The organism is Pelotalea chapellei, from assembly GCF_018531195.1.
GTDB lineage: Bacteria > Desulfobacterota > Desulfuromonadia > Geobacterales > Pseudopelobacteraceae > Pelotalea > Pelotalea chapellei.
The window spans coordinates 207,756-227,906 of sequence record NZ_JAHDYS010000006.1; the positions used below are offsets into that span (position 1 = coordinate 207,756).

The window sequence follows — 20,151 nt, forward strand, 5'->3', positions numbered from 1 at the left end:
CTATCGATGGCCTACGTGGTTATTTAGCTTTTTTCGTGTTCTCTGCATCACGCCACAAGTTGGTATTTCTATCTCAGAAACGGCAGTTGGGGGCCTCCCGATTCGAACCTGTATATACACTTTGGTCAAAGCAGCGTAGCGCTGTTTTTCATGATAAGCGGTTTTCTGTTTTATTCAAAACTGCTGGAAGGCCGCAAAAAACCCATTAACTGGACTAAATTGTACATTTCAAGGGTACTTAGACTTGGACCTCTGTACTTTTTTGCAGTAGCACTCGTTTTCCTGATCATCGCCATCATGGTAAACGAGCCACCCATGACGCTACTGAAAGAATCCCTACACTGGATCAGTTTTACGGCGTTGGGTAGCCCAAATATAAATGGAATTGACGGAACTAATATTGTAATAGCCGGTGTTACATGGTCATTGCGATATGAGTGGGTCTTCTACTTTTCTTTACCTTTGCTGGCACTTGCCTTACAGGTTTCAGTACCCATACCATACCTTCTCCTTAGTTCGGCTGTAGTAGCCATTGCAGTCCTTCACATGCATCTGGCGCGGATTCATTTTGTATCATTTGCCGCTGGCATTGCCGCAGTTTACTTGGTGCGTTCCGACTATCTCCGCGGCCGCGCTTCTTCTGCAACCGCGTCCACAGTGGTCCTGGCGTGCCTTGTTGTTGTGGTAATCAGTTCTCGTACCGCTTATGGCATTATTCCCCTTCTCTTACTGTCTGTGGTATTTGCCTTGATTGCCTGTGGCAATAATATATTTGGCTTGCTGACTATCCCCGTCTCCCGCCTTTTAGGGGAATTAACCTATGGAATGTATCTCCTGCAAGGAATGGTGTTGTTTGTTGTGTTCAAATTCCTGATAGGTTTCAAGGCGGCTGCCGCTTTAACTCCCCTACAATACTGGCTCGTTATTTTGGGCTGTACCCCTCTCCTGATCCTGATCAGCTTTATCACTTTCAAGACTATTGAGGCTCCAGCAATGTCTTTCGTACATCCACTAAGTGCATGGCTCCACTCACGGTGGCCTTGGTATTCAATTGCCAAGGTTGATACAGGTGCTTTCACCAACCTGGAAACGCCTATGATACCGATCCAGTCCGATACAGGGGAACCTCAAAGTTCTCCAGAAACCTGATTTTCTAAGCGGTATTTACATCTGCATAAATTCTGAAGCACTACCTGCCCTTAGCTAATCTGCCACAATCAATTCTCACCCCTCTTTGTCAAAGGGGGTAAACAAATTAGACAAAAAAACTGCCTTCCCCGGTGGGGAAGGCAGCCATTGCATTGCATGACAAATTGTCAGGAATGCTTATTGTTTGAAGACAACATCAACCCAGTAGTTTCCACTTTGATAGACTGAAGTCGGAAATACAGTTGAAGAACCATAGCTGTAAACTCCACCATCTGCCAAGGCATGCAGAGGGGGGGCATCAAAAGTCTTTCCAGCGAAGTAGCTTGTGTTGAAGCTGTAGTGACCAGTATTGGCGTGATAAGAAGCAACATAGGTCGTGTTGGCTGAAATCGCTACAGGAGTTGAAAAATTAACCTGCTGCCATCCGGAAGCGGTTTCGTTGGTGAACGTGGCTGTCGCCAGTTTCTGACCAGTGCTGGACCAGAGAGTTCCGGTATGGGTACCGGTGTTGGTGCTGGCCTTGTAGAAGCGGATACCTGTGATGTAACCGCTAACGTCTGATTTGAATTTTACTCCCAGTTCAGCTGAGCTGTCGGCACCCGCGTCCAGTGTCGAAGGCACCGTGGTGTTAGGCCACATTGAATAGTATGTGGTAACTGGCGGGGTAGTAACTGGTGGCGGAGTTGTTGTTGTCGGCAACGTGTAGGTTACCGTGAGTTTTGGCCTCTGACCGGCATTGGCGGACTCGCTGGATACAAAGGTCCGGCTGCTGTCTGCGCTTGCAGCGTTAGACGAGTTGATCATCATGCCCAGGTTGCTGCTGGGAGCGGCCACCCAGTCTTTTACGAGACTGGTTACATTCCAACTCTTGTAGTTGCCATTGACTCCATCAATGTTGGGTGTATCCACCGGCGCAGCAACATCAGATTGAGCCAGGGGAATACTATTGTATGGAATGCTGCTGGCTGTCCAGGCATTGGTTCCATCATAGGTATACCCTGTGGCTTTGCTGAAGACCGCTGCTTTGTTGATGATCTTGGATACCGGCATGGCATAGCTGCTGTCGCCGTTCCAACCGATCTGGTAGAGATTGAGCGTTGCACTCTGAATTTGCGCACCCGCAGGCAACGCGGAGAGATTCCATTTCATCAGAATGGCATTGGCCGGTGTCTTTGCTGGCCAGGTATAAGCGTTGAGGAACACACCGGTAGAATTCAGCTCGGTATTGATGTTGAGGAAAGTGTCCTCAATCGTATTAAGATACGTTGCTCCGGTGGCATTGCCAAAGACAGCGGTATAGGTGGTCCCGCCCGTTGGAGGTGGTGGTGTGGTGGTGTTATTGACCGTCACTGTCGCGCCGGTCGCGCATTGCCCTACATTGCCGGCCGCATCGTAAGCCTTGACGTGCAGAGTATGGCTGCCGTTAGCTGAAAGAGCAGTATTCCAGTTATAGCTGTACGGACTGACGTTGGTAGCATTCAACAACACGCCGTTATCGTAGAATTCAACCTTGCTGATACCGATATTATCGCTAGCAGAGGCTTTGATCGCGACAGAGCCGCTCACAGTGGTGCTGGTACCAGGTGAGGTAAGCACAACGGTCGGTGCTGTAGTATCCTTGGCAACTGAAACAACGACATTGGCCGACTGTCCCACATTACCGGCGGCATCATAGGCTTTTGCCATAAGTGTGTATGAACCGTTCGCCAGCGCCGTGGTGTTCCAGGAATATACATAGGGAGTTGTGGTATCAGTGAGAGCGAGGCTGCCGTTAACGTAGAATTCAACTTTGCTCACACCAACGTTATCCGTTGCGGTGGCTGTAACCGACATTGTCCCGGTGGCGGTTGAACCAGCCGCGGGAGCGGTTATGGCAACCGTTGGTGCAACTCCTTCGGCAACACTTACAATGTTCGAATAACTACTCTCAGTACCTGCAGTATTATAGGCGGTTACTGCGAAATAATATGTCTTGGCAGGATCGAGACCGGTCAGGGTTGCAGTGGTTTGCTTGGCAACATTAACGGGAGAAGCTCCCTGCCCGCTGCCGGTTCCGTTAAAGGGAGTCGCGGAGGAATCCGCACGATAATAGACTTTATAGCCTGAAAGATTGCTTTCAGTGTTGGCGTTCCACTGCAAGGTGATGTCTCTGGCATAACTTACAGCACTGCATGTCATACTCAAGACGCCTGCAAACAGTACAGCTTTCAATTTACTACACTTCATACTTGCTCCTTTACGTACGGAGCTACTACTTTCCTTTTAGCTCACCACTAATTGCATGAGCAAAAAAAAAGAAACAGCCCGCCATAGTGGTAAAAAACAACCCATGGTGGAAACCGTTCCTTCGCCAACTCGGCTGTCCTGAAATACGCCTAGGATAATTTCAGGATCCGTAGCTTTGTGCCCCCAGGTTACCCTGGGTTTACCTCTTCGGAAACAGTTAATTTATGTACCGCTACTATTGATCGGTCCACAAAAAACGTATGTGACGGGTGTCACTGACAAGCTAACAGGGCCTTTATTGTCTTTTTGGTCCGGCATAACTGTAGCCTGTCGGGTCGGAAGTATTACTTGAAACACTCCAAATTTTGTGTGACTGAGCTCACAGAAATATAAAAAAGCACGAAAAACACACTTCCCATGCGTGATATGTAAGATGTGCTAGATATTTGACGTTGTTACATTTTTTAAAACCATTCAAACCCTCTCCCACAAAGGATTTCCCACGAATTGGGCATCTCCTCATGTTCTGCAATGTAACATTGCAACAAATGCATGATTCACGCATTTACAGCAACTTACCTGACAAATCCTATGGCATCAAAAGTGAAAGCAAGGTTCTGATTCTATTTCGTCCTCCACAGGAACCGCGCTGTGCATCCCACTACTTCGCCTCGCCGTAAAATAAAAGTATTTCATCTCATCTCTGGTGACCTATGGGCTGGTGCGGAAGTCATGGCTCTCACTCTGCTCAGGCGCTTGCAAACAGATGACAGAATAGAGCTGTCTGTACTTCTGCTCAATAACGGCAAGTTGGCAGATTGCCTCAAAAAGAATCACCTGAATGTTCATGTCATTGATGAACAAAAACACTCCTTCCACCAGATCCTGTACAAGTCTCGAGCCCTGCTGAAGCGATGGTCCCCCGACATCATCCACTCGCACCGTTACAAGGAAAACATTCTCGCTCTGCTTGCAAGAGGGGAAAAAAACCACATCAGACTAGTTGCTACCCAGCACGGCCTTCCCGAGCACTACGGCAACAAAATTTCATTTCGAGCACGTTCGATCGCCAAAATTCACCTTCACCTGCTGGCAAAAATGTTTTCCTCGGTAGTTGCGGTTTCCGCGGATGTTCAAAGCTTTCTTCTCGGTCAACCCGGATTTAGAGAGGACCGGGTGGAAATCATCCACAACGGCATTGAGTTACCTGAAGCATTTGCAAAAAAAGATGAGACTGCGGTGGATTTTGTAATCGGATCATCAGGAAGGCTCTTCCAGGTAAAAGACTACCCATTACTGTGTGAGGTTGCGAGTTCAGTGGCAAAACGGTCCCGCGAGAAAATACGTTTTGAACTGGCCGGTGATGGCCCGCAACGGGCACTGCTGGAAAAACTCATCACACATCTGGACATGAAGGAAAGTTTTCTGCTGCGCGGACATCAGGAAGACATGGACAGCTTTTACGAGGGATTGGACCTGTACATGAGCACCTCGATCCACGAAGGAATTCCCATGGCTGTTCTGGAGGCGCTTGTTAGGGGACTGCCTGTTATTGCGCCGGCAGTGGGTGGATTTAAAGAAATCATCAATGACGGTGTGGAAGGATTTTTGATCCCAGACCGTGATCCGCACAGCTTTGCGGAAAAATGCCTGTTGATTCAAGGAAATGAAAATCTGCGAAGGAAAATGTCACTTGCAGCTCGAAAAAGAATAGAACACGCCTTTTCCGCACAATCCATGGCTGACGCTTACTATCGGCTTTATTGCCGGACAATGATCCAATAAGGAGTTCTACCAGATGGAAATCATACTGATATTGTCCCTGCTCCTGGTATTTCATGCCTATTTCGGCTACCCGCTGACACTCAAGTTTATCAGCCTGTTTAGCTCCAGGCCTGTTAAAAAAGAAGCTTACCAGCCGCATGTTTCACTCGTGATCACTGCCTGCAATGAAGAACGCCGCATCCGGGAGAAACTGGAAAATACCCTCGAAATAGATTATCCACGTGAAAAGCTGCAGGTCATAGTAGCGTCAGACGGCTCTACTGACGGAACCCACGAGATAGTGGAAAGCTATGCTCAGCATGGCATCGAACTGTTCGTATGTCCGGTGAGACGAGGCAAGGAAAATGCTCAGAAAGAGGCACTGCAACGAACATCCGGTGAGATCATCGTCTTTTCGGATGTGGCAACCCGCCTTGACAGCCATGGGATTTCACAGATCGTGTCGAACTTTGCCGATCCGACAGTAGGCTGTGTCAGCAGTGTGGACCGGGTAATCGGTCGTGATGGCAAGCCATGCGGAGAAGGTTTTTATGTAAGGTATGAAATGTGGCTGAGGAAACTGGAATCCCGTGTTTACTCGTTGGTGGGATTGAGTGGGTCTTTCTTTGCAGCCAGAAAAGAGGTCTGCCGCGATTTTTCAGGAGATATGCAGAGTGATTTCAGAACCGTCCTGGCCAGTATCAGAATTGGTTTGAGAGGAATCAGCGATCCTGAAGCAATTGGATATTACCAGGATATTTCAGACAGCAGACGGGAGTTTGACCGAAAAGTGCGCACCGTATTGAGGGGATTGACCGTTCTGTTTCACAATCTTGAGTTTCTTAATGCTGCTCGCTACGGGTTTTTTTCCTACGAGTATTTCTGCCATAAGCTGCTCCGCTGGCTGGTTCCCTTGTTCCTTTTTACAGCGCTGGCAGCACATATCACCTTAAGCTTCAGCTCAGGTTTCTTTACAGCATTGCTGCTGATACACCTTGGATTCTACGCTATCGCCATAACCGGCTGGCTGGCCAAGACACTTCCGACCAACGTGCTGCTGAAAATCCCGCTCTACTTCCTGACGGTCAATAGTGCCATTTTGGTGGCGTGGTGGCAGTTTGTCAGGGGAAAGCGCATGGTCATGTGGTCGCCAACGCAGCGGTGAGTGAGCAGGAAAATCAAAATTCAAGGGTAAGTTTCAGGTTGAGTCCCTTCCCCTTCAAGGGGAAGGCTAGGATGGGGATGGGGTTGATTATGATAAGCTTATGTTTTCAAAAGCAAAAAAAACATTTTCTGCTTCACGATTAGTTCAGGTTTATAATCAAGCCTTTAAATCCGGACTTTTCGAGGAAGTTTCGTGAGGCAAAAGGCTTTGGGTTCTATACCCCATCCCCACACCTGCCCTCCCCTTGAAAGGGAGGGAGCACACCAGGAACATAACTCATTATTTTTTCAACGAATACGATTCAATCGATGTTGATAGACATAATCCCCTCCCTGGTAATAGGCCAGCATATCTTCCAGCAAGTGTTCTTCCAGTGGCAATGGCTTGGACTCTCCTGAACCACGGTTGACCTGATACCGGGCGGCATATTTGCGGGGTCTGAGTACCAGCAGTTGGTTTTCGGTCAGATAACCCAATTTCTGATAGGTGGAGATAAAGGCACGCGGAGCTTGCCCCGAATCTTTCAGGACATCCTGTCCCAGAAAATCCGACTCGTAGTTCATATTCATCAGCCCGAGAATAGTGGGTGCCACATCGATCTGGCTCATCAGGCGTTCCATGCGAACCGGCTTGATATGATGAGGCGCGTATACCAGCAGGGGAATCTCGTATTTTTTTATCGGAATGTCCGATTTTCCCGCACTGCTGGCGCAATGGTCAGCCACGAATACGAAGATGGTATCTTTGAACCATGGCTTCTTGCTGGCTTGGGCAATAAAACTACCGATGGCATAGTCAGCATATTTTACCCCACCATTACGACCGGTTTTCGATGGTATATCGATTTTGCCAGCCGGATAGGTATAGGGCCGATGATTGGACGTTGTCATAACCATTGAGAAAAAAGGTTTTCCTGCAGCATGGGAAACATCACCCTCCCGTATTGTCTTCTTGAAGAGATCCTCGTCACAAACTCCCCAAATATTGGTAAATGTTATTTCCTCCTTGGCAAAAGCGGCCCTGTCCACTATTGAAAATCCATTGCCTGAGAAAAAAGCGTTCATATTGTCAAAATAACCGTAGCCGGCATAGATATACCTGGTGTCGTAACCCTTGTTTTTCATGATTTCGCCCCAGGAGCGAAACCCTCCATTGTTGGGACGTTTGACGATAGATGTGCCGGGAAGAGGCGGTATGGAGAGTGTCAAAGCCTCAAGCCCTCTGACAGTGCGGGTACCGGTGGCATAAAGATTGGTAAACAGCATTGATTCTCCGGCAAGCCGATCCAGATTAGGAGTGAGGTTTTCCTTATTGCCAAAGGTCCCCAGATATTCGGCACTCAAACTCTCTTCCACAACCACGACCAGGTTAAGCCGTTTTTCCGCTCCTCCTTCACCATGTATCTTCCGGGTGAACCGATCCGAATCAGGATTGGTGTAATGATTATTCCGCTCTGCAACCAGGGTTTTCAACCGTGCCAGCACCTGTTTTTCAGGCAGGGTCCGATAAAAGCGGGTAAAGCTTAGCTCATTGTGGCGGAAAGCGGCAATCAGGTTGTAAATGCCATTACCGGAAATTTCGTTGACGAAATTGTTACTTGATGTCGCAGACTGGGACACATTGATGAACGCAAGAGAAATAGCAGCAGGAATCAGCAACAACGCTCCCGTAAGGCGATAACTCCCACGAAATGTGATGGATGCAGCCTGATCGAGTCGGCGACGCAGAAGCAGTACAGTACAGAGTGCGGCAATCGCGATGCCGATAAAAATCGGCGTCAGCGGATAGGACTCCCGTATGTTTCCGATGACCTCATTGGTATAGATAAGATAATCCACCGCAATGAAGTTAAAACGGGTGCTGAACTCGTCGAAAAAGAAGTATTCGGCACAGGCATCAAAAATTAAAGCCGCTGTGAACAAAGTGAAAAGCGATCGGACCAGCCAGTGGTGCCATTGTTGAGTGGCGAATCGCCGGGGCACCAAAAGCAGATAGAGCGCCACAGGGAGAAGAGCATATGACAGCGTTGCCAGATCGAAGACTAATCCGGTAGCCATCACTTTCAGCAGAAAAGCAAAGCTCAGACCAGCCCCTTTTGGGGTCATTGCGCAAAGCAGAATACGTATGGCTGTTGAAATGGCCAAAAAAGTTAAAGAGACCAAGGTTACGAGACCAATGCGGCGTTGCGACATGTGTGCTCCTGCAGGAAAAATGACTATCAATAATCACGGTAATCGTTCAACTGAAATAAAACAATCAGATTCAAGTGATCATTAAAATGAATCACCTGTTTTGGAGTGTTTTCCGGCTGAGGTGTGATGCGGGTCACAGCTATTCAATTACTGCTGATGCTATACAGGAGCCCACTTTTATATAGCAACAGGTAAACGATACTACTAAACCACCCGCAAGGATGGGGCGGAAAGCCTACAGGGTCTCAACGAGACAGCCGGGTTGCCGAAATACCAGACACATGGTATTTGGCCCCGGCTTTTTTTTGTCTTTTGTATGATACGAATCACAGCCCGGAAAAAAGTAATCACGTATTGTTGCATTATTGATGCAGCGATGAACCCCCAAATAGTAGCACTGGGGCACACGTTTCTTTCCTGACATTCTCCTAGGGACATCGGGAAATGGGAACGGTACAAAAAGCATCAGTCAGGTCAGAAGGCTGACGCTTTACAAAATGTGATATACCCCATGCAGAATTTGAGCATGGAAAAGGAGTCGCAAATGAAAAAACATTATGGTCTGTGCCTGCTCTGCACAACAGTCATGCTCGGATCAACCTCACCGGGTTTTAGCGCTACCCTGTTTCAGGAAAACTTTGAAGATGGCAATTTCAGCGCACGTGGCTGGTACGACAGTACTGCCCCCAAGCTTTCCAGCATTGAGCACATTGCCAACAGCACCAAATCACTGGAAGTGCGTTTTGCTGCGGGCGCCACGACCCCGGACAACCTGGGCACATCAATGAGAAAAAAATTCACCGAATCGGATTCCGTGTATATCAGCTATTACGTGAAGTACAGCTCCAACTGGCAGGGATCCAACGTCAACTATCACCCCCATGAATTTTACCTTCTGACGAACAAGGATAGTGACTGGTCCGGGCTTTCATACACGCACCTGACCGCCTATGTGGAACAAAACGAAGGAAAACCGCAGATAGGGATACAAGATGGAATGAACATAGATATGGCCAACATCGGCAAGGATCTTACTGCAACATCCGAAAAACGTGGTGTAGGTGGATGTAACGGCGACAGTGACGGATACGGCAATGGAGAATGTTATGCCAATGGCAGCGCCTACTGGAACGGCAAATGGTGGCGTTCTCCTTCGGTGATGTTTTCCGATGCAACCGGCTCCACCTACAAAAGTGATTGGCACCAGGTGGAGGCTTACATCAAGTTGAACAGCATCGTCAACGGTAAAGCCGCCAAAGATGGCATCATTCAGTACCTCTATGACGGAAAGCCCGTCATTGACGCTCGCAACGTGGTTATACGCACAGGATTGTATCCGGACATGAAATTCAATCAACTGCTGATCGGACCCTACATCGGCGTCGGATCACCGGTGAGTCAGTCCTTCTGGATCGATAATCTGACTGTGGCAACGGCACCCCCCACCGTATCAACCATAGCCGCCCCGCAGAATCTGAGAATTATCAGCAAATAGTCCAAAAACCTACCGAGACATTCCCACCTTTGGAGTGGAAATGTTGTAAATATGCTGTAAAGGAGAATATATGACAGCAGGAACCAGAACTGTATCTTACGTACTTCAGGCTTTAATGATAGTAACTCTGCTCTCCGCAGGGCAGGCATTTGCATGGACAAGAACTGCCACTTTTGAAAACGAAGGCACCGGATCTATTGCTCAGGGAAGTACCGCCTTCGAGGTCGCCTCGGGATCAACCACAATTACAACAGACAAAGTTTCCGGTGGCTCAAAAGCTGCAAAAATGTACCATGCCGCCGGCGACGGCGGGGTCATGGGATACGTATCCTTTCCTGGTGCAGTGGGAAATGGTGGGGAAATCTGGGCTCGTGGGAACTTCTACTTCGCTTCTCCCTGGAACTGGGCCTGTAATCCGGTCATCAAAGTACTTCGAGGCGCACACATTGCCAATGCGAGTGGCGGGAACGTAGGCTATCTTTCGGTTTTTGCCGATGCGGCTGGCAACATTGTTCTTTCAAATGAACCTGCTGGTGTTCAAAAACTGACCAGTGCCAAATTCGATGTGGACAAATGGCAGACCATCGAAATGTACGTTAAACTTTCCACCGGCAGTGCCACCTTCAGGATCTGGAAAAACGGCGTCCTGATATTGGAGGACACGGCCAGAACCATCAACTCAACCAGTGACTATGCCGACTTTTCCTACATCATGTCCAACTGGAATGGCGGTTCTCCCCAGAACCAGACCCAGTACATCGATGACTTTATCTGGACCAACACAACCCCTTCCCAGAAGGATAGCGCAGGCCGTCCAATGATCGGACCGACCAGCGGAACCGGCACCGGCACAACTACCCTGGCAGCACCCACAGGATTCAGGATCATCTCCAAGTAGGAAAACTTTTACCGCAGCAGACAATTGACGCAGGGCAGCATGGTTACGACCTTGTTGCTCTGCGTTTTTGTTTTCCCGCCACAATAACCGTACCCATCAGCGCCACACCAAGCAGCAGAATGGTGGAAGGCTCAGGGGCCGGAACGCTGGAGACTGCCGACTCAAGCCTGACATTATCAAACCCGGCGATCTGGAATAGGCTCTGGTTGGGATTAACCATCAGCAGGCTGACAGTCAGCCGATCGAACAATCCTTCGACACCCAGGCTCAGGTTAGGAACGAAAAGTGTGCCAGTCAGAACATTTTTCGTGATTTCAGCTGAACTGATCCAATCAATTTCGCTGCTGAAGGGCATCAAAGGATAATTAATACCATTAGCGGCATTTCTTCCCATGAGCTCGACATAAAAATAACCATAATTAAGACTGCCAACCGGATTAACTAACTCCCAGGCAATGGAATAGTCCATGTATAAGGAAAAAGGTTGCAGTGCTCTCACATCCGCCAGTTCTAAAGAAGTACCAAGCCCTCCCCCTCCCTCCATCAAAATAAAGTTCCCATTCATGGAGTTCTGCCAGGAGCTCAAATCCCACCTATTGTTATAACTGGCTGGGAGCCCGGCTGTGTCGGTCACTGCCGCTGAGCCACTCAATCCCCATCCCGAACTCCCGCTGGAAAAATCACCGTTCGTCAGCAGATTGGCCTGGACCGGGGCGGGCAGACAGAACAAAGAAAGACAGAGTGCGGCCAGCGGGGCAAACAACTTCAATCGGATCATCTTCAATCTCCTTTGCCGTGGGGGATAATTGTTTCGGTTGGTAAGATTGGACGATGATGAATCACCCGACGGCACACAACATCAACCAGAGCTGCGGTTCGAGCTGTTATGTAAATCATATACAGAAACATTGCCCCTGCAAGCTCAGCATTGATTGCACCGGATTGACGGTGAAATGCAGAGGCAAGCGATATTCCCATCAAAAACGCCATATAAAAGAGGATTGGCAGAAACCAGGGAAGCGTAGAAAAAAACAGAAAAGCGAGGCAGGCCATCAGCATGACCAGGTTCAAAAGACTTATCAATGCAGGTTTGGAAGCGATCAACGTGGCGACTGAATGAAAATCTCCCCGGCCGTGCCAGCGCTCCCTTGCAAAGAATCGCTTTATGGTACGGGGGTAACCTGCATGTACAACCTTCAATGCCGGGTTGTTTTCAATGGTCGCTCCCCTGGCCCTGGCGCGCTCACAAAATTCACAGTCCTCGCCGGTTTCCAGGTGGGGTGCAAAGCCCTCCACGCTCAGGAAAGTCTGTCGATGAAGAATCAAGTGCCCGCCGTTGATATAGCTCACCTCACTGCGCGTGGTGCGAGGCGCAAACCAGATTCGTTCGATCCAGTTATTCTCTTCGCTGATCCCATACAGAGAACCGGTGATCAACATCGGACGCTGCTGCAGCAAGACAGGCACCCGCCCGATCTGCTCCCCCCACTCCCTGGTCACATATACGTCTGCATCAATGAAAATGAAGATATCTGCGGAAGCATTCTGTGCCCCCATGTTTCGCAAGGTGGAAATAGAACAGCCCGGTGCATGCAGACAGATGGCACCGTTGTCATGAGCGATATCCAGGGTGCGATCCGTGGATCCGTTGTCAACTACGATTACTTCGTACTGGAATTTCCCTTCCAGGTTTTTCCTGATGGATTCCAGCACGCCACCGATGTGCTCCTCCTCGTTAAGGGCAGGTATGATGATCGAGAATTCTTTCGTAATGATAAAAGCCTCCGCTTTTCAGTCATTAGCAACCGTGGTTTCGGACGCACTGGCAATCACTACATAACTGGGGGTAAGTACGATTGCCCCCAGGGAAATAAGTGATACAGCCTTTGCAACCGAGTAAAAAAGAGGATATCGAATATTTTCCTGCTCCTGGACAAGCAACTCCGATGGTAAAAAACGGATTTGGCTGAAGCCTGCCTTTTTGAACCTGTTAGTCAGGTAGGAGCGGGAAAGGACATACAGGTGTTCGGGATTGAAGAACCTGATGCGCTTCTGCATGCACATCTTTTCCCGACCACTGAAGCGAAGAAATAATTGCCAGCCTTTGATCAGAGAAAGTTTGTTCGGCATCCTGATAATGATACTTCCGCCAGGTGCAAGCAGGCGTGGCAGAAGTGCCCACAGTTTCTTCAAATCCGGCTCGTAATACACCACGTCACTCATCACCACCACATCAAATCTGGTTGTGACTCGTTCAAGCGCATTCACATCACCCGGTATTACCTCAAAGCCGTAACACTCAGCTGCGTGATTACATGCTTCCGTTGAAAGGTCATTGAGAACAAGACCGAGATCCGGTCGTTGCTGCTGCAGCACCGCCAACAGATGTCCCTTTGCACCTCCGACATCCAGAACCCGCCCTCCCCTCGGTGCTGCCCGGCTGATCAGGCAGGCAAGCTGATCGAATACGCGACGCCTTCTCCTGAGAAAATAGTGTTCATCTTTGTAGGCATTCTCGAAGTGGGATTGTATGACCTGGCTGTCGATGCGCGTGTCCGCGAAAATCAGTCCACAGTCGATGCACAATTGCAGCCTTACCAAGGTTGAATAGTAGATGAACTGTCCAACGGAACGGGATGAACGTGAACTGCAGTCCGGACAGGCATCCAGTTTATCTGCTCGAACCCTTTTAAAATTGTGCTGTATGCCGTAGTCGACCCACTCCTCGGGTGAAGAAAATCCTTTGTTGAATCGGAGCAGGTCGAGCATGTGACTGCGCTCTTCTTTCATGGCATTGCTCCAGAATGACTGTAATCAAAATACGCATCATAAATTATGTGGCGGCACATGTGCTTCCTGCTCATATGCCCGCTACATTTCTGAAGTAGGACTTGGCTTCTGAAATAAATGGCTGCAGATCGTCAAAGTCATATACATCGCCGGCCGTGTTCGCTCCTCCCGGCACCAGCAGGTCCCGCATCACCTGCATGACCGGGGGAATGTCCACAGGCATTGCGGCTGAAGGTCCCCTGTTTTTAAGTCGTATGATCAGATGGTCCAGCATGCCGAAAAGCCATTTCAGACGAACTCCGGTCCGGTAATCGCGACAGGTTTGCTCCAATTTTCTTCCCAGGTGATACTCGAGACTGAGCACAGGGAAATTAATGCCGGAGGAGACCGCCAACTGCAGCGACCCCCAGAACCTGCCGTTAATCTCCATGAGTTTTGCCTTGCCGTCCCGTACGTCCCGCTTGAATTCGACCATGGCAATTCCGGTCCAATCTACGGCCGAGAGCAGTTTTTCAGCATCTTCAACCATTTGCTTGTCCAGCGGTATGCTCTCAGAAAGCACACTCACCCCTCCGGAAGGTGGCTTTTCCAGAATCCTGCGGTGAGCGAACAACGCCAGGTGACGATCGTGATCAAACAGGGTGAAAAGACCGGTTCCTTCCCCCACAATCAGTTCCTGAATCAGCGATGGATAACGCAGCACCGGCCTGGCCTCATACAGACGGTCCAGTTCCTGAGCATTTGAGGCATACATCACCCCGGCAGAAATGATTCTGTCCCCCTCGCGGATCTTGGAAAAAGCCGGCTTTACCACCACCGGGTACCGGGTGATTGAAACCTTCTGCCTGTGGTACTCATCCTGGCCATCAATAAACAGGGTCTGCGGAATCGAAATGCCTATATTTGAGGCCAACTGAAACAATTTGAACTTGTTTGATACAGCATCCATGTGGTCGGACGAAGCACAGGCCAGAATGACATTCTTTCCCAAAAGCTCGCGGTTTCGATTGAGGCAGTACACAGACTGTTCGGTCATCGGGATGACTACATCGACATTTTCTCTGATCACCAGCGCAGCAATCGCACTGACATATCCGTCGCAATCTTCCATGGGATTGGGAACCTGATAAGCATAACTGCAATACCTCGAACAGGCGGCGATGGAGCCGGCGACGCTTTCCGTAACCATGACCGTACAACCGTTACGCCCAAGGGAGCGGGTAACTGCCAGGGCAGATCTGTTTTCTCCATCAGTTACCAGCACATTCATTTAGTCACCTGCCTCACCCTCCCCCAACCCTTAGGCCCCTTTGGGTCCTCCCATAAAGAGAGGGGAGCTTTTGCCCCCTCTCCCCTCAGCGGGAGAGGGCTGGGGAGAGGGGTGGTTTTCCTCAAAAAAACGGCAGTAGCATTCGCGACCTGAAAAGAGGGATGTTTGAGCTTACATCTTCATGAATTCCGATGCGCGGGACCTCAAGAAGAGATCCTTCCGATTCCAGGTAGCCCCTTCGGGTAGTAACGGCTGCATGGAAACCATTTTCAGCCAGGACCTTTCGAATGCCGGCAGTAGTGTTTCCGTTGGGATAGGCAAAGAGCCCTACCCTTTTCCCAATGCATGTCTCGATGTGTGAACGCGAAACCGCAATTTCCTCACGCACCTGGGAGTGCGGCAGCTGATCGAGCAGCTCATGATTGACGGTATGGGCGCCGAATCGCACAAGACCGCTTTCATTCATCGTACGTATTTCCTCCCAGTTGAGCATATGCCGGATTTCGGCACCGTTGTGGTGCATGGTGCGCAGATACGACAGGATCTCCTGCCGCTCGGCTGGGGTGTAACCTTTCATGATTGCGATGATCGTTTCCAGGAAGGATTCACGATTTTCACGTGATAACGAACGCGTCTCATTACAGAAATGTTGCAGCGGGGCAGGCGCATTATCCGGCAGTGACAGGATCAGATTCATGCGATCAAGGTGCAGGAACATTTCTTCAGGCCAAAAAAGACGTTTGGTGCCCATGAATCCTGTAGCCAGAAATATTGTGGCAGGTATGTCGAGCTCCCGGAGTACAGGAAAAGCTTCGCTGTAATTATCCCGCCACCCGTCGTCAAAGGTAATGGCGCACAAACCTCCGATTTTTTTGCCCTTGGAAATCCGCTCGACAAGTTCTTCCAGAAATAGCACCCGGAATCTGCTGGATAAATACATGAGCTGTTTACGGAAGGAGGCGGTCAATACGAACATTCCCGGCTGTACATAACCTGATTCAGTGTCCCGTCCAGTCAGGACCCGGTGATACATGAAGACCGGCGCCCTGTTTGTAAAACGGACACGCTCCGCTACGGAAAGCAGGCCACTTGCCGATAGAAAACCGGCAGTAACTCTCTTCAGAGTCATACTCAACCCTGCCATCTCAGAGAGTCCCCATATGCTTCATATTTTCGCGCAAACATTGGAAACTGCTCGTTCAATCTGAGCGAAGCACTTTTCAAATCTGCTTTCATCCTGCCCAAATGGATCATTGATGTTGCAGAGGATATTCTCGGGAAAGGGAGCAAATTCCCGCAGCAGCCTGATTGATTCTTTCTTGTGAGGGTACATTGCTGTCAGAGCACGGTAATGCCAGTATTCCATGGCGATAATAAGATCCGCATTCTCAAGGTCACACAACTCCACCCCTTTGGAGAGATGATCTTCAAGGTCAAGACCTTTGCGCCTGGCCACGGACAATGCTGCACCGGGTGCGGCCGAGCGCACCCTGACATCAAGACCGCAGGAACGGATGTGCATCGTACTGGCTTCCACTTTTGCTTTCATGAAATATTCCGCAAACGCGCTTCTGCAGACATTTCCCTTGCAAACGAACACCACAGAACGAGGATTGTTCACCACGGCTCTGCTGCACGACGAATGGTACAGGACCGATTGGGCAATGTTCTTTATCCATCTTCTGCACTGCTTTTTTGTAATCATGAAAACCTCATGCAGGTTCGCTCTCTTTCTGACCTGCAATCAGAGATAGAGTCATGAAGAGAGCTGCAATGTTCCATAAAGGTGGGTAATAGAATACGGACAGAAAAATGCCGGTAACCAGGAATCCGAACAGGCTGGTCATCAAGGCCCGGTTAAGGTGGCCCACGGCATAAGCCTTATTATCGGGAGATACTTTTGTGTTCAAAATCTTTCGGTGTTTTCGCAGCAGCTCCCGGAACATCAATCCGACCAGCACGGTCCCGACCAGTCCCAGCTCAGCGAGAAGCGTGAAATATACCGAATGCAGAGCCCTGCCCCACATGTCCCTGTCCCAGTAACTTTTTCCTGAACTGTCGTACTGATACTGGTTGATAACGATGGGAATGTTCCCTTGTCCGACGCCGATAATGGGGTTGGCGGCAAAAGCCTTCAAACCGACTTTCCAAAGTTCAATGCGGTCTTTGCCGGTATCCTTTTCGGCACTGTCAATCGAGATCCCGGAAACCTCCTGCTTGAACTCCGGATCCGCAAATCCCCAGGCCAGCATTGCCACTGCCACTATCACAAAAAAACTGCTGACCTTGTGTTTGGAGTAGCACCAGCAGACAAAACCGACCGCCGCCAGCCCGATGATTCCTCCTCGTGATGCGCTGACCACATTACCAAGCACCAGCGCAATGCAGGCGCTCCACAGGATCCATCTCTTAACCCCTGTTTCCATCTGTCCCAGAAAAAAACCGAACGGCAAGGCAACATTCATGGCCAGGGCAAAATCGTTTTCATCAGTGAACACTCCGCTTCCTGTAAACCCCAGAAAATCAATTTTTAAAATTCTATTAACCGAACACAGGGCAACAACCATCACAAAGGAGAAAAGGAACACACTCAATCTGCGTGTGTTATTCAGGAATACGCAGCAGGAAATACTGATGATGAGATAGGAAAAGAGCGTCTTCAAACAGACGAATGCCCAAAAGTTGTTGGTTGCAATAAAGACGTGCACCGACATGAACAGGAGCAACGTCACGAACAACATGAAGTATTTTTCTTTGAAAAGGCGGCGCACCTGTTCCGTATGGGTTGAGAGGCAGAGAATCAGCAGAAACTGCAGCACAAGACCCGGTTTTACAGGGGCCAGAAACTGAGGCCTGCCATATTCAATGATCAAGTAAAGGACAAGCAGATAAACAGGTATGTTTGCGCCTTTTTTAACATCGATACCTTCAGAGCTTTTCGGCAACAGGTACGTCCGGTTCTCAACCATTTCTGTGTTCATGGCCCTCTCCTACGCCATTGCCTGGCGATAACAAGCTATATAATTGCCTGCCATTTCCTCTATCGAATATGCCTTGAGCACATGATCACGTGCCAGGGTTGCCTTGTGCTGAAACCGATCCGGCTGATCTACATACTCAAGCAGCTTTTCATGCAGATCATCGCTTGATCCCGGAGGAACAAGCGTGCCGAAAGTCTCATCGCAGAACAGCTCCGGAAGTCCGCCAACCCGTGATGCAATCACCGGCAGTCCAAGAGACATGGCCTCAAGAACTGCCAACGGGTGGCCTTCCGAAAGGCTCGGCTGCACATATACATCCAGGCTGTTAAGGATATTTTCTATGTCCCCGCGAAAACCGGTGAAAATGACACGGTCTTCCGGAATATTCAGGCTAGCCACCTGGTCCCGGAGCATTTTTTCTTCACTTCCGCGACCAACCAGCACCAGACGAGTTTCCGGCTGTCTGGAAAGAAGGCGGGAGAATGCGGTAATCAGATAAGTGTGCCCCTTTACCGGGTAAAGGTTCCCGACCGCACCAATACACACAGCTGACTCGGGAATTCCGAATTCCTGACGGAATGTTGATACACCGGGGATGATAAAGCGGATGCCGTTGTAGATTGTTTTCAGCTTGCTTTTGGCTATTCTGCGGGCAGCACCACCCCTCACAGCCTCGGACACACAGACAACGAGGCTGCTCAGGCGGGATATGGCCATATATTTAAGCCGTGTGCGGGAAGAGCTGCTCAGGAATATATCGCCATGCTCAGTACAGATATGGGGAATGGAGTTTTTGCTGCAAGCCAGAGCTGCGTAGAAGTTAGAGTCCAGCAGATGTGAATGAACTATGTCCGGCTGTACTTGCTTGATAATTTCCGACAAGTTCTTGAACAGCTGCCAGGGTGATCCGGACTTGTCGAAGGTTACGTAGGAAATTCCCAACTCCTCCAATGCAGGTGCGATCCAGTTTTCTCTTTTCGGGTCCCGGGCACGGGGAATGGCTGCAATCACCTCAACACCTTGACGCTGCAGTCCCCAGGCAAGCCATCGAAAGGTATTCTCCGCGCCGCCATGACCATGGGTATGAATTATCTTAAGCACCCTCATCTGTGGCTCCCTTTTCTGCCAGTTCCATTCCCTTCTGAGTCAAATCATGCCTCCCTGTTGCACGCTTCACCCCCTTGACCACACCGATGACGGCTGGAGGAAGAAATGACGCCAATGCGTACACCAGGGATTTGATCTTCCACGGACAAAACACAAAACTTCGCAGGAAATGCCCTCTGGCCTCTTGATACTTTTCCTGTGAAAAATGATGATAGCCTTCGGAAAAATACAGATCGTTGTATTTGAGTTTGATGGCTCTGACACCAATCCGGTTGAGAATTTCGGGATACTTTTTCTGCAGCAGTTCGATATGTGCCCTGATTGCAGGCATGATATTCCCGCGCGTCCTGCTCAGGCTCCCCTCGGTAAGGTGATAAAGAACCAGAGGCTCGTCCAGAAGCTTCACCCCGTAGTTCATCGCAATCCGCATCCACAGGTTATCGTCTTCAGCAACCATCAGTTCCTCTTCAAAGCATCCGACGTCATCGAGTACGGACTTGCGGATCATCACCGTTGAGGTGACCACATAGCTGTTAAGGAAGATATTCCTGACAAGGTCGCCACTCATCAGCCGCTCCCTTTTGTGCGCCCGCTCTGCAGTAATGCCGCCGCTATTGAAGAAGAGGTTCTCGGTAAAGACCATGCCAACCCTGGCGTCATCAAACAGAGCAACCTGCTTCTCGAGCTTGTCAGGCAGCCATCGGTCATCGGCATCCAGAAATGCCACGAATTCGCCTTTTGAAACGGAAATACCGAAATTTCGAGCCGCTGCAACGCCGCTGTTCCTGATGAAAAAGAACCTCACGTTGGGAAACTGCTGCCGGATTATCTGAGCAGTTCCATCTGTAGAACCATCATTGACTACAATGATTTCGTAGTCCTTAAAGCTCTGGGACTGGACGCTGGCAATCGCCTCCGAGATATGGGCTTCCGCATTGTATGCAGGAATTATGACACTGATCATGCGACCATCCTTTGCACCCTCCCCCGGCCCCTCCCATCGAAGGGAGGGGGGATTTTTTCCCTCTCCCCCTGGTGGGAGAGCAACTGTGTTAGGTGTCAAGAGGTGTTATGTGTGTTGCATGAAATTCGGGTCCCACGGCACCATGTTTTT

Annotated in this window: 16 protein-coding genes and 2 riboswitches; of the genes, 5 read left to right on the forward strand and 11 right to left on the reverse strand. The window is 49.6% G+C overall.

Annotated elements, in window-relative coordinates:
* Positions 1-42 precede the first annotated feature (42 nt).
* Complete coding sequence (locus KJB30_RS08490; RefSeq protein WP_214298041.1) at positions 43-1,149, forward strand: acyltransferase family protein; 1,107 nt, start codon at positions 43-45, stop codon at positions 1,147-1,149.
* A 177-nt stretch (positions 1,150-1,326) separates the two neighbouring features.
* Here KJB30_RS08490 and KJB30_RS08495 read toward each other — a convergent pair whose 3' ends face one another.
* Positions 1,327-3,375 (reverse strand): DUF4082 domain-containing protein, encoded by a 2,049-nt coding sequence (locus KJB30_RS08495; protein ID WP_214297984.1) that lies wholly within the window; start codon positions 3,373-3,375, stop codon positions 1,327-1,329.
* A 120-nt stretch (positions 3,376-3,495) separates the two neighbouring features.
* Positions 3,496-3,589: riboswitch (cyclic di-GMP riboswitch) on the reverse strand.
* Between the two features lie 437 nt (positions 3,590-4,026).
* Here KJB30_RS08495 and KJB30_RS08500 point away from each other — a divergent pair.
* Together KJB30_RS08500 and KJB30_RS08505 are read left to right on the forward strand one after the other, a co-directional pair.
* A complete protein-coding gene (locus KJB30_RS08500; protein WP_367618954.1) occupies positions 4,027-5,160 on the forward strand; it encodes a glycosyltransferase in 1,134 nt (377 codons plus the stop codon).
* A gap of 13 nt (positions 5,161-5,173) precedes the next feature.
* Complete coding sequence (locus KJB30_RS08505) at positions 5,174-6,304, forward strand: glycosyltransferase family 2 protein (RefSeq protein ID WP_214297986.1); 1,131 nt, start codon at positions 5,174-5,176, stop codon at positions 6,302-6,304.
* Between the two features lie 287 nt (positions 6,305-6,591).
* Here KJB30_RS08505 and KJB30_RS08510 read toward each other — a convergent pair whose 3' ends face one another.
* Positions 6,592-8,496 carry an LTA synthase family protein gene (locus KJB30_RS08510; protein WP_214297988.1) on the reverse strand — a complete coding sequence of 635 codons (1,905 nt, stop codon included), beginning with the start codon at positions 8,494-8,496 and terminating at the stop codon, positions 6,592-6,594.
* Positions 8,497-8,689: 193 nt separating this feature from the next.
* Positions 8,690-8,766, forward strand: a riboswitch (cyclic di-GMP riboswitch).
* 274 nt (positions 8,767-9,040) lie between these two features.
* Between KJB30_RS08510 and KJB30_RS08515 the strand changes: the two genes are divergently transcribed.
* A complete protein-coding gene (locus KJB30_RS08515) occupies positions 9,041-9,991 on the forward strand; it encodes a hypothetical protein (RefSeq protein ID WP_214297990.1) in 951 nt (316 codons plus the stop codon).
* A 70-nt stretch (positions 9,992-10,061) separates the two neighbouring features.
* On the forward strand, positions 10,062-10,889 hold the full coding sequence (locus KJB30_RS08520) for a polysaccharide lyase family protein (protein ID WP_214297992.1): 828 nt from the start codon (positions 10,062-10,064) through the stop codon (positions 10,887-10,889).
* Positions 10,890-10,932: 43 nt separating this feature from the next.
* Here KJB30_RS08520 and KJB30_RS08525 read toward each other — a convergent pair whose 3' ends face one another.
* The 9 genes from KJB30_RS08525 to KJB30_RS08565 all read right to left on the reverse strand — a co-directional run bounded on the left by KJB30_RS08525 (position 10,933) and on the right by KJB30_RS08565 (position 20,001).
* On the reverse strand, positions 10,933-11,667 hold the full coding sequence (locus KJB30_RS08525) for a PEP-CTERM sorting domain-containing protein (RefSeq protein WP_214297994.1): 735 nt from the start codon (positions 11,665-11,667) through the stop codon (positions 10,933-10,935).
* Between the two features lie 2 nt (positions 11,668-11,669).
* Positions 11,670-12,665, reverse strand: a complete 996-nt coding sequence (locus KJB30_RS08530; protein ID WP_214298045.1) for a glycosyltransferase family 2 protein — start codon at positions 12,663-12,665, stop codon at positions 11,670-11,672.
* A 15-nt stretch (positions 12,666-12,680) separates the two neighbouring features.
* The gene (locus KJB30_RS08535) at positions 12,681-13,679 is read right to left on the reverse strand and encodes a class I SAM-dependent methyltransferase (protein ID WP_214297996.1); all 999 of its coding nucleotides are present in this window, start codon (positions 13,677-13,679) and stop codon (positions 12,681-12,683) included.
* Positions 13,680-13,749: 70 nt separating this feature from the next.
* Positions 13,750-14,949, reverse strand: coding sequence for a carboxylate--amine ligase (locus KJB30_RS08540; protein WP_214297998.1), 1,200 nt, complete (start codon positions 14,947-14,949; stop codon positions 13,750-13,752).
* A gap of 121 nt (positions 14,950-15,070) precedes the next feature.
* Positions 15,071-16,078: a polysaccharide deacetylase family protein gene (locus KJB30_RS08545; protein WP_214297999.1), complete on the reverse strand. Its 1,008-nt coding sequence runs from the start codon at positions 16,076-16,078 to the stop codon at positions 15,071-15,073.
* 36 nt (positions 16,079-16,114) lie between these two features.
* Positions 16,115-16,654, reverse strand: coding sequence for an arsenate reductase/protein-tyrosine-phosphatase family protein (locus KJB30_RS08550; RefSeq protein WP_214298001.1), 540 nt, complete (start codon positions 16,652-16,654; stop codon positions 16,115-16,117).
* A gap of 7 nt (positions 16,655-16,661) precedes the next feature.
* Complete coding sequence (locus KJB30_RS08555) at positions 16,662-17,930, reverse strand: O-antigen ligase family protein (protein WP_214298008.1); 1,269 nt, start codon at positions 17,928-17,930, stop codon at positions 16,662-16,664.
* Between the two features lie 9 nt (positions 17,931-17,939).
* A complete protein-coding gene (locus KJB30_RS08560; protein WP_214298010.1) occupies positions 17,940-19,037 on the reverse strand; it encodes a glycosyltransferase in 1,098 nt (365 codons plus the stop codon).
* Positions 19,024-20,001, reverse strand: a complete 978-nt coding sequence (locus KJB30_RS08565) for a glycosyltransferase family 2 protein (protein ID WP_214298012.1) — start codon at positions 19,999-20,001, stop codon at positions 19,024-19,026. Before KJB30_RS08565 ends, KJB30_RS08560 begins: the two co-directional genes overlap by 14 nt.
* Between the last annotated feature and the right edge of the window lie 150 nt (positions 20,002-20,151).

Excerpts from the sequence above, each read along its gene's own strand:
- KJB30_RS08505 (WP_214297986.1), top strand. The coding sequence starts at position 5,174 with ATGGAAATCATACTGATATTGTCCCTGCTCCTGGTATTTCATGCCTAT.
- KJB30_RS08550 (WP_214298001.1), bottom strand. The coding sequence starts at position 16,654 with ATGATTACAAAAAAGCAGTGCAGAAGATGGATAAAGAACATTGCCCAA.
- KJB30_RS08545 (WP_214297999.1), bottom strand. The coding sequence starts at position 16,078 with ATGACTCTGAAGAGAGTTACTGCCGGTTTTCTATCGGCAAGTGGCCTG.
- KJB30_RS08555 (WP_214298008.1), bottom strand. The coding sequence starts at position 17,930 with ATGAACACAGAAATGGTTGAGAACCGGACGTACCTGTTGCCGAAAAGC.
- KJB30_RS08520 (WP_214297992.1), top strand. The coding sequence starts at position 10,062 with ATGACAGCAGGAACCAGAACTGTATCTTACGTACTTCAGGCTTTAATG.
- KJB30_RS08525 (WP_214297994.1), bottom strand. The coding sequence starts at position 11,667 with ATGATCCGATTGAAGTTGTTTGCCCCGCTGGCCGCACTCTGTCTTTCT.
- KJB30_RS08495 (WP_214297984.1), bottom strand. The coding sequence starts at position 3,375 with ATGAAGTGTAGTAAATTGAAAGCTGTACTGTTTGCAGGCGTCTTGAGT.
- KJB30_RS08535 (WP_214297996.1), bottom strand. The coding sequence starts at position 13,679 with ATGAAAGAAGAGCGCAGTCACATGCTCGACCTGCTCCGATTCAACAAA.
- KJB30_RS08510 (WP_214297988.1), bottom strand. The coding sequence starts at position 8,496 with ATGTCGCAACGCCGCATTGGTCTCGTAACCTTGGTCTCTTTAACTTTT.
- KJB30_RS08560 (WP_214298010.1), bottom strand. The coding sequence starts at position 19,037 with ATGAGGGTGCTTAAGATAATTCATACCCATGGTCATGGCGGCGCGGAG.
- KJB30_RS08565 (WP_214298012.1), bottom strand. The coding sequence starts at position 20,001 with ATGATCAGTGTCATAATTCCTGCATACAATGCGGAAGCCCATATCTCG.
- KJB30_RS08540 (WP_214297998.1), bottom strand. The coding sequence starts at position 14,949 with ATGAATGTGCTGGTAACTGATGGAGAAAACAGATCTGCCCTGGCAGTT.
- KJB30_RS08515 (WP_214297990.1), top strand. The coding sequence starts at position 9,041 with ATGAAAAAACATTATGGTCTGTGCCTGCTCTGCACAACAGTCATGCTC.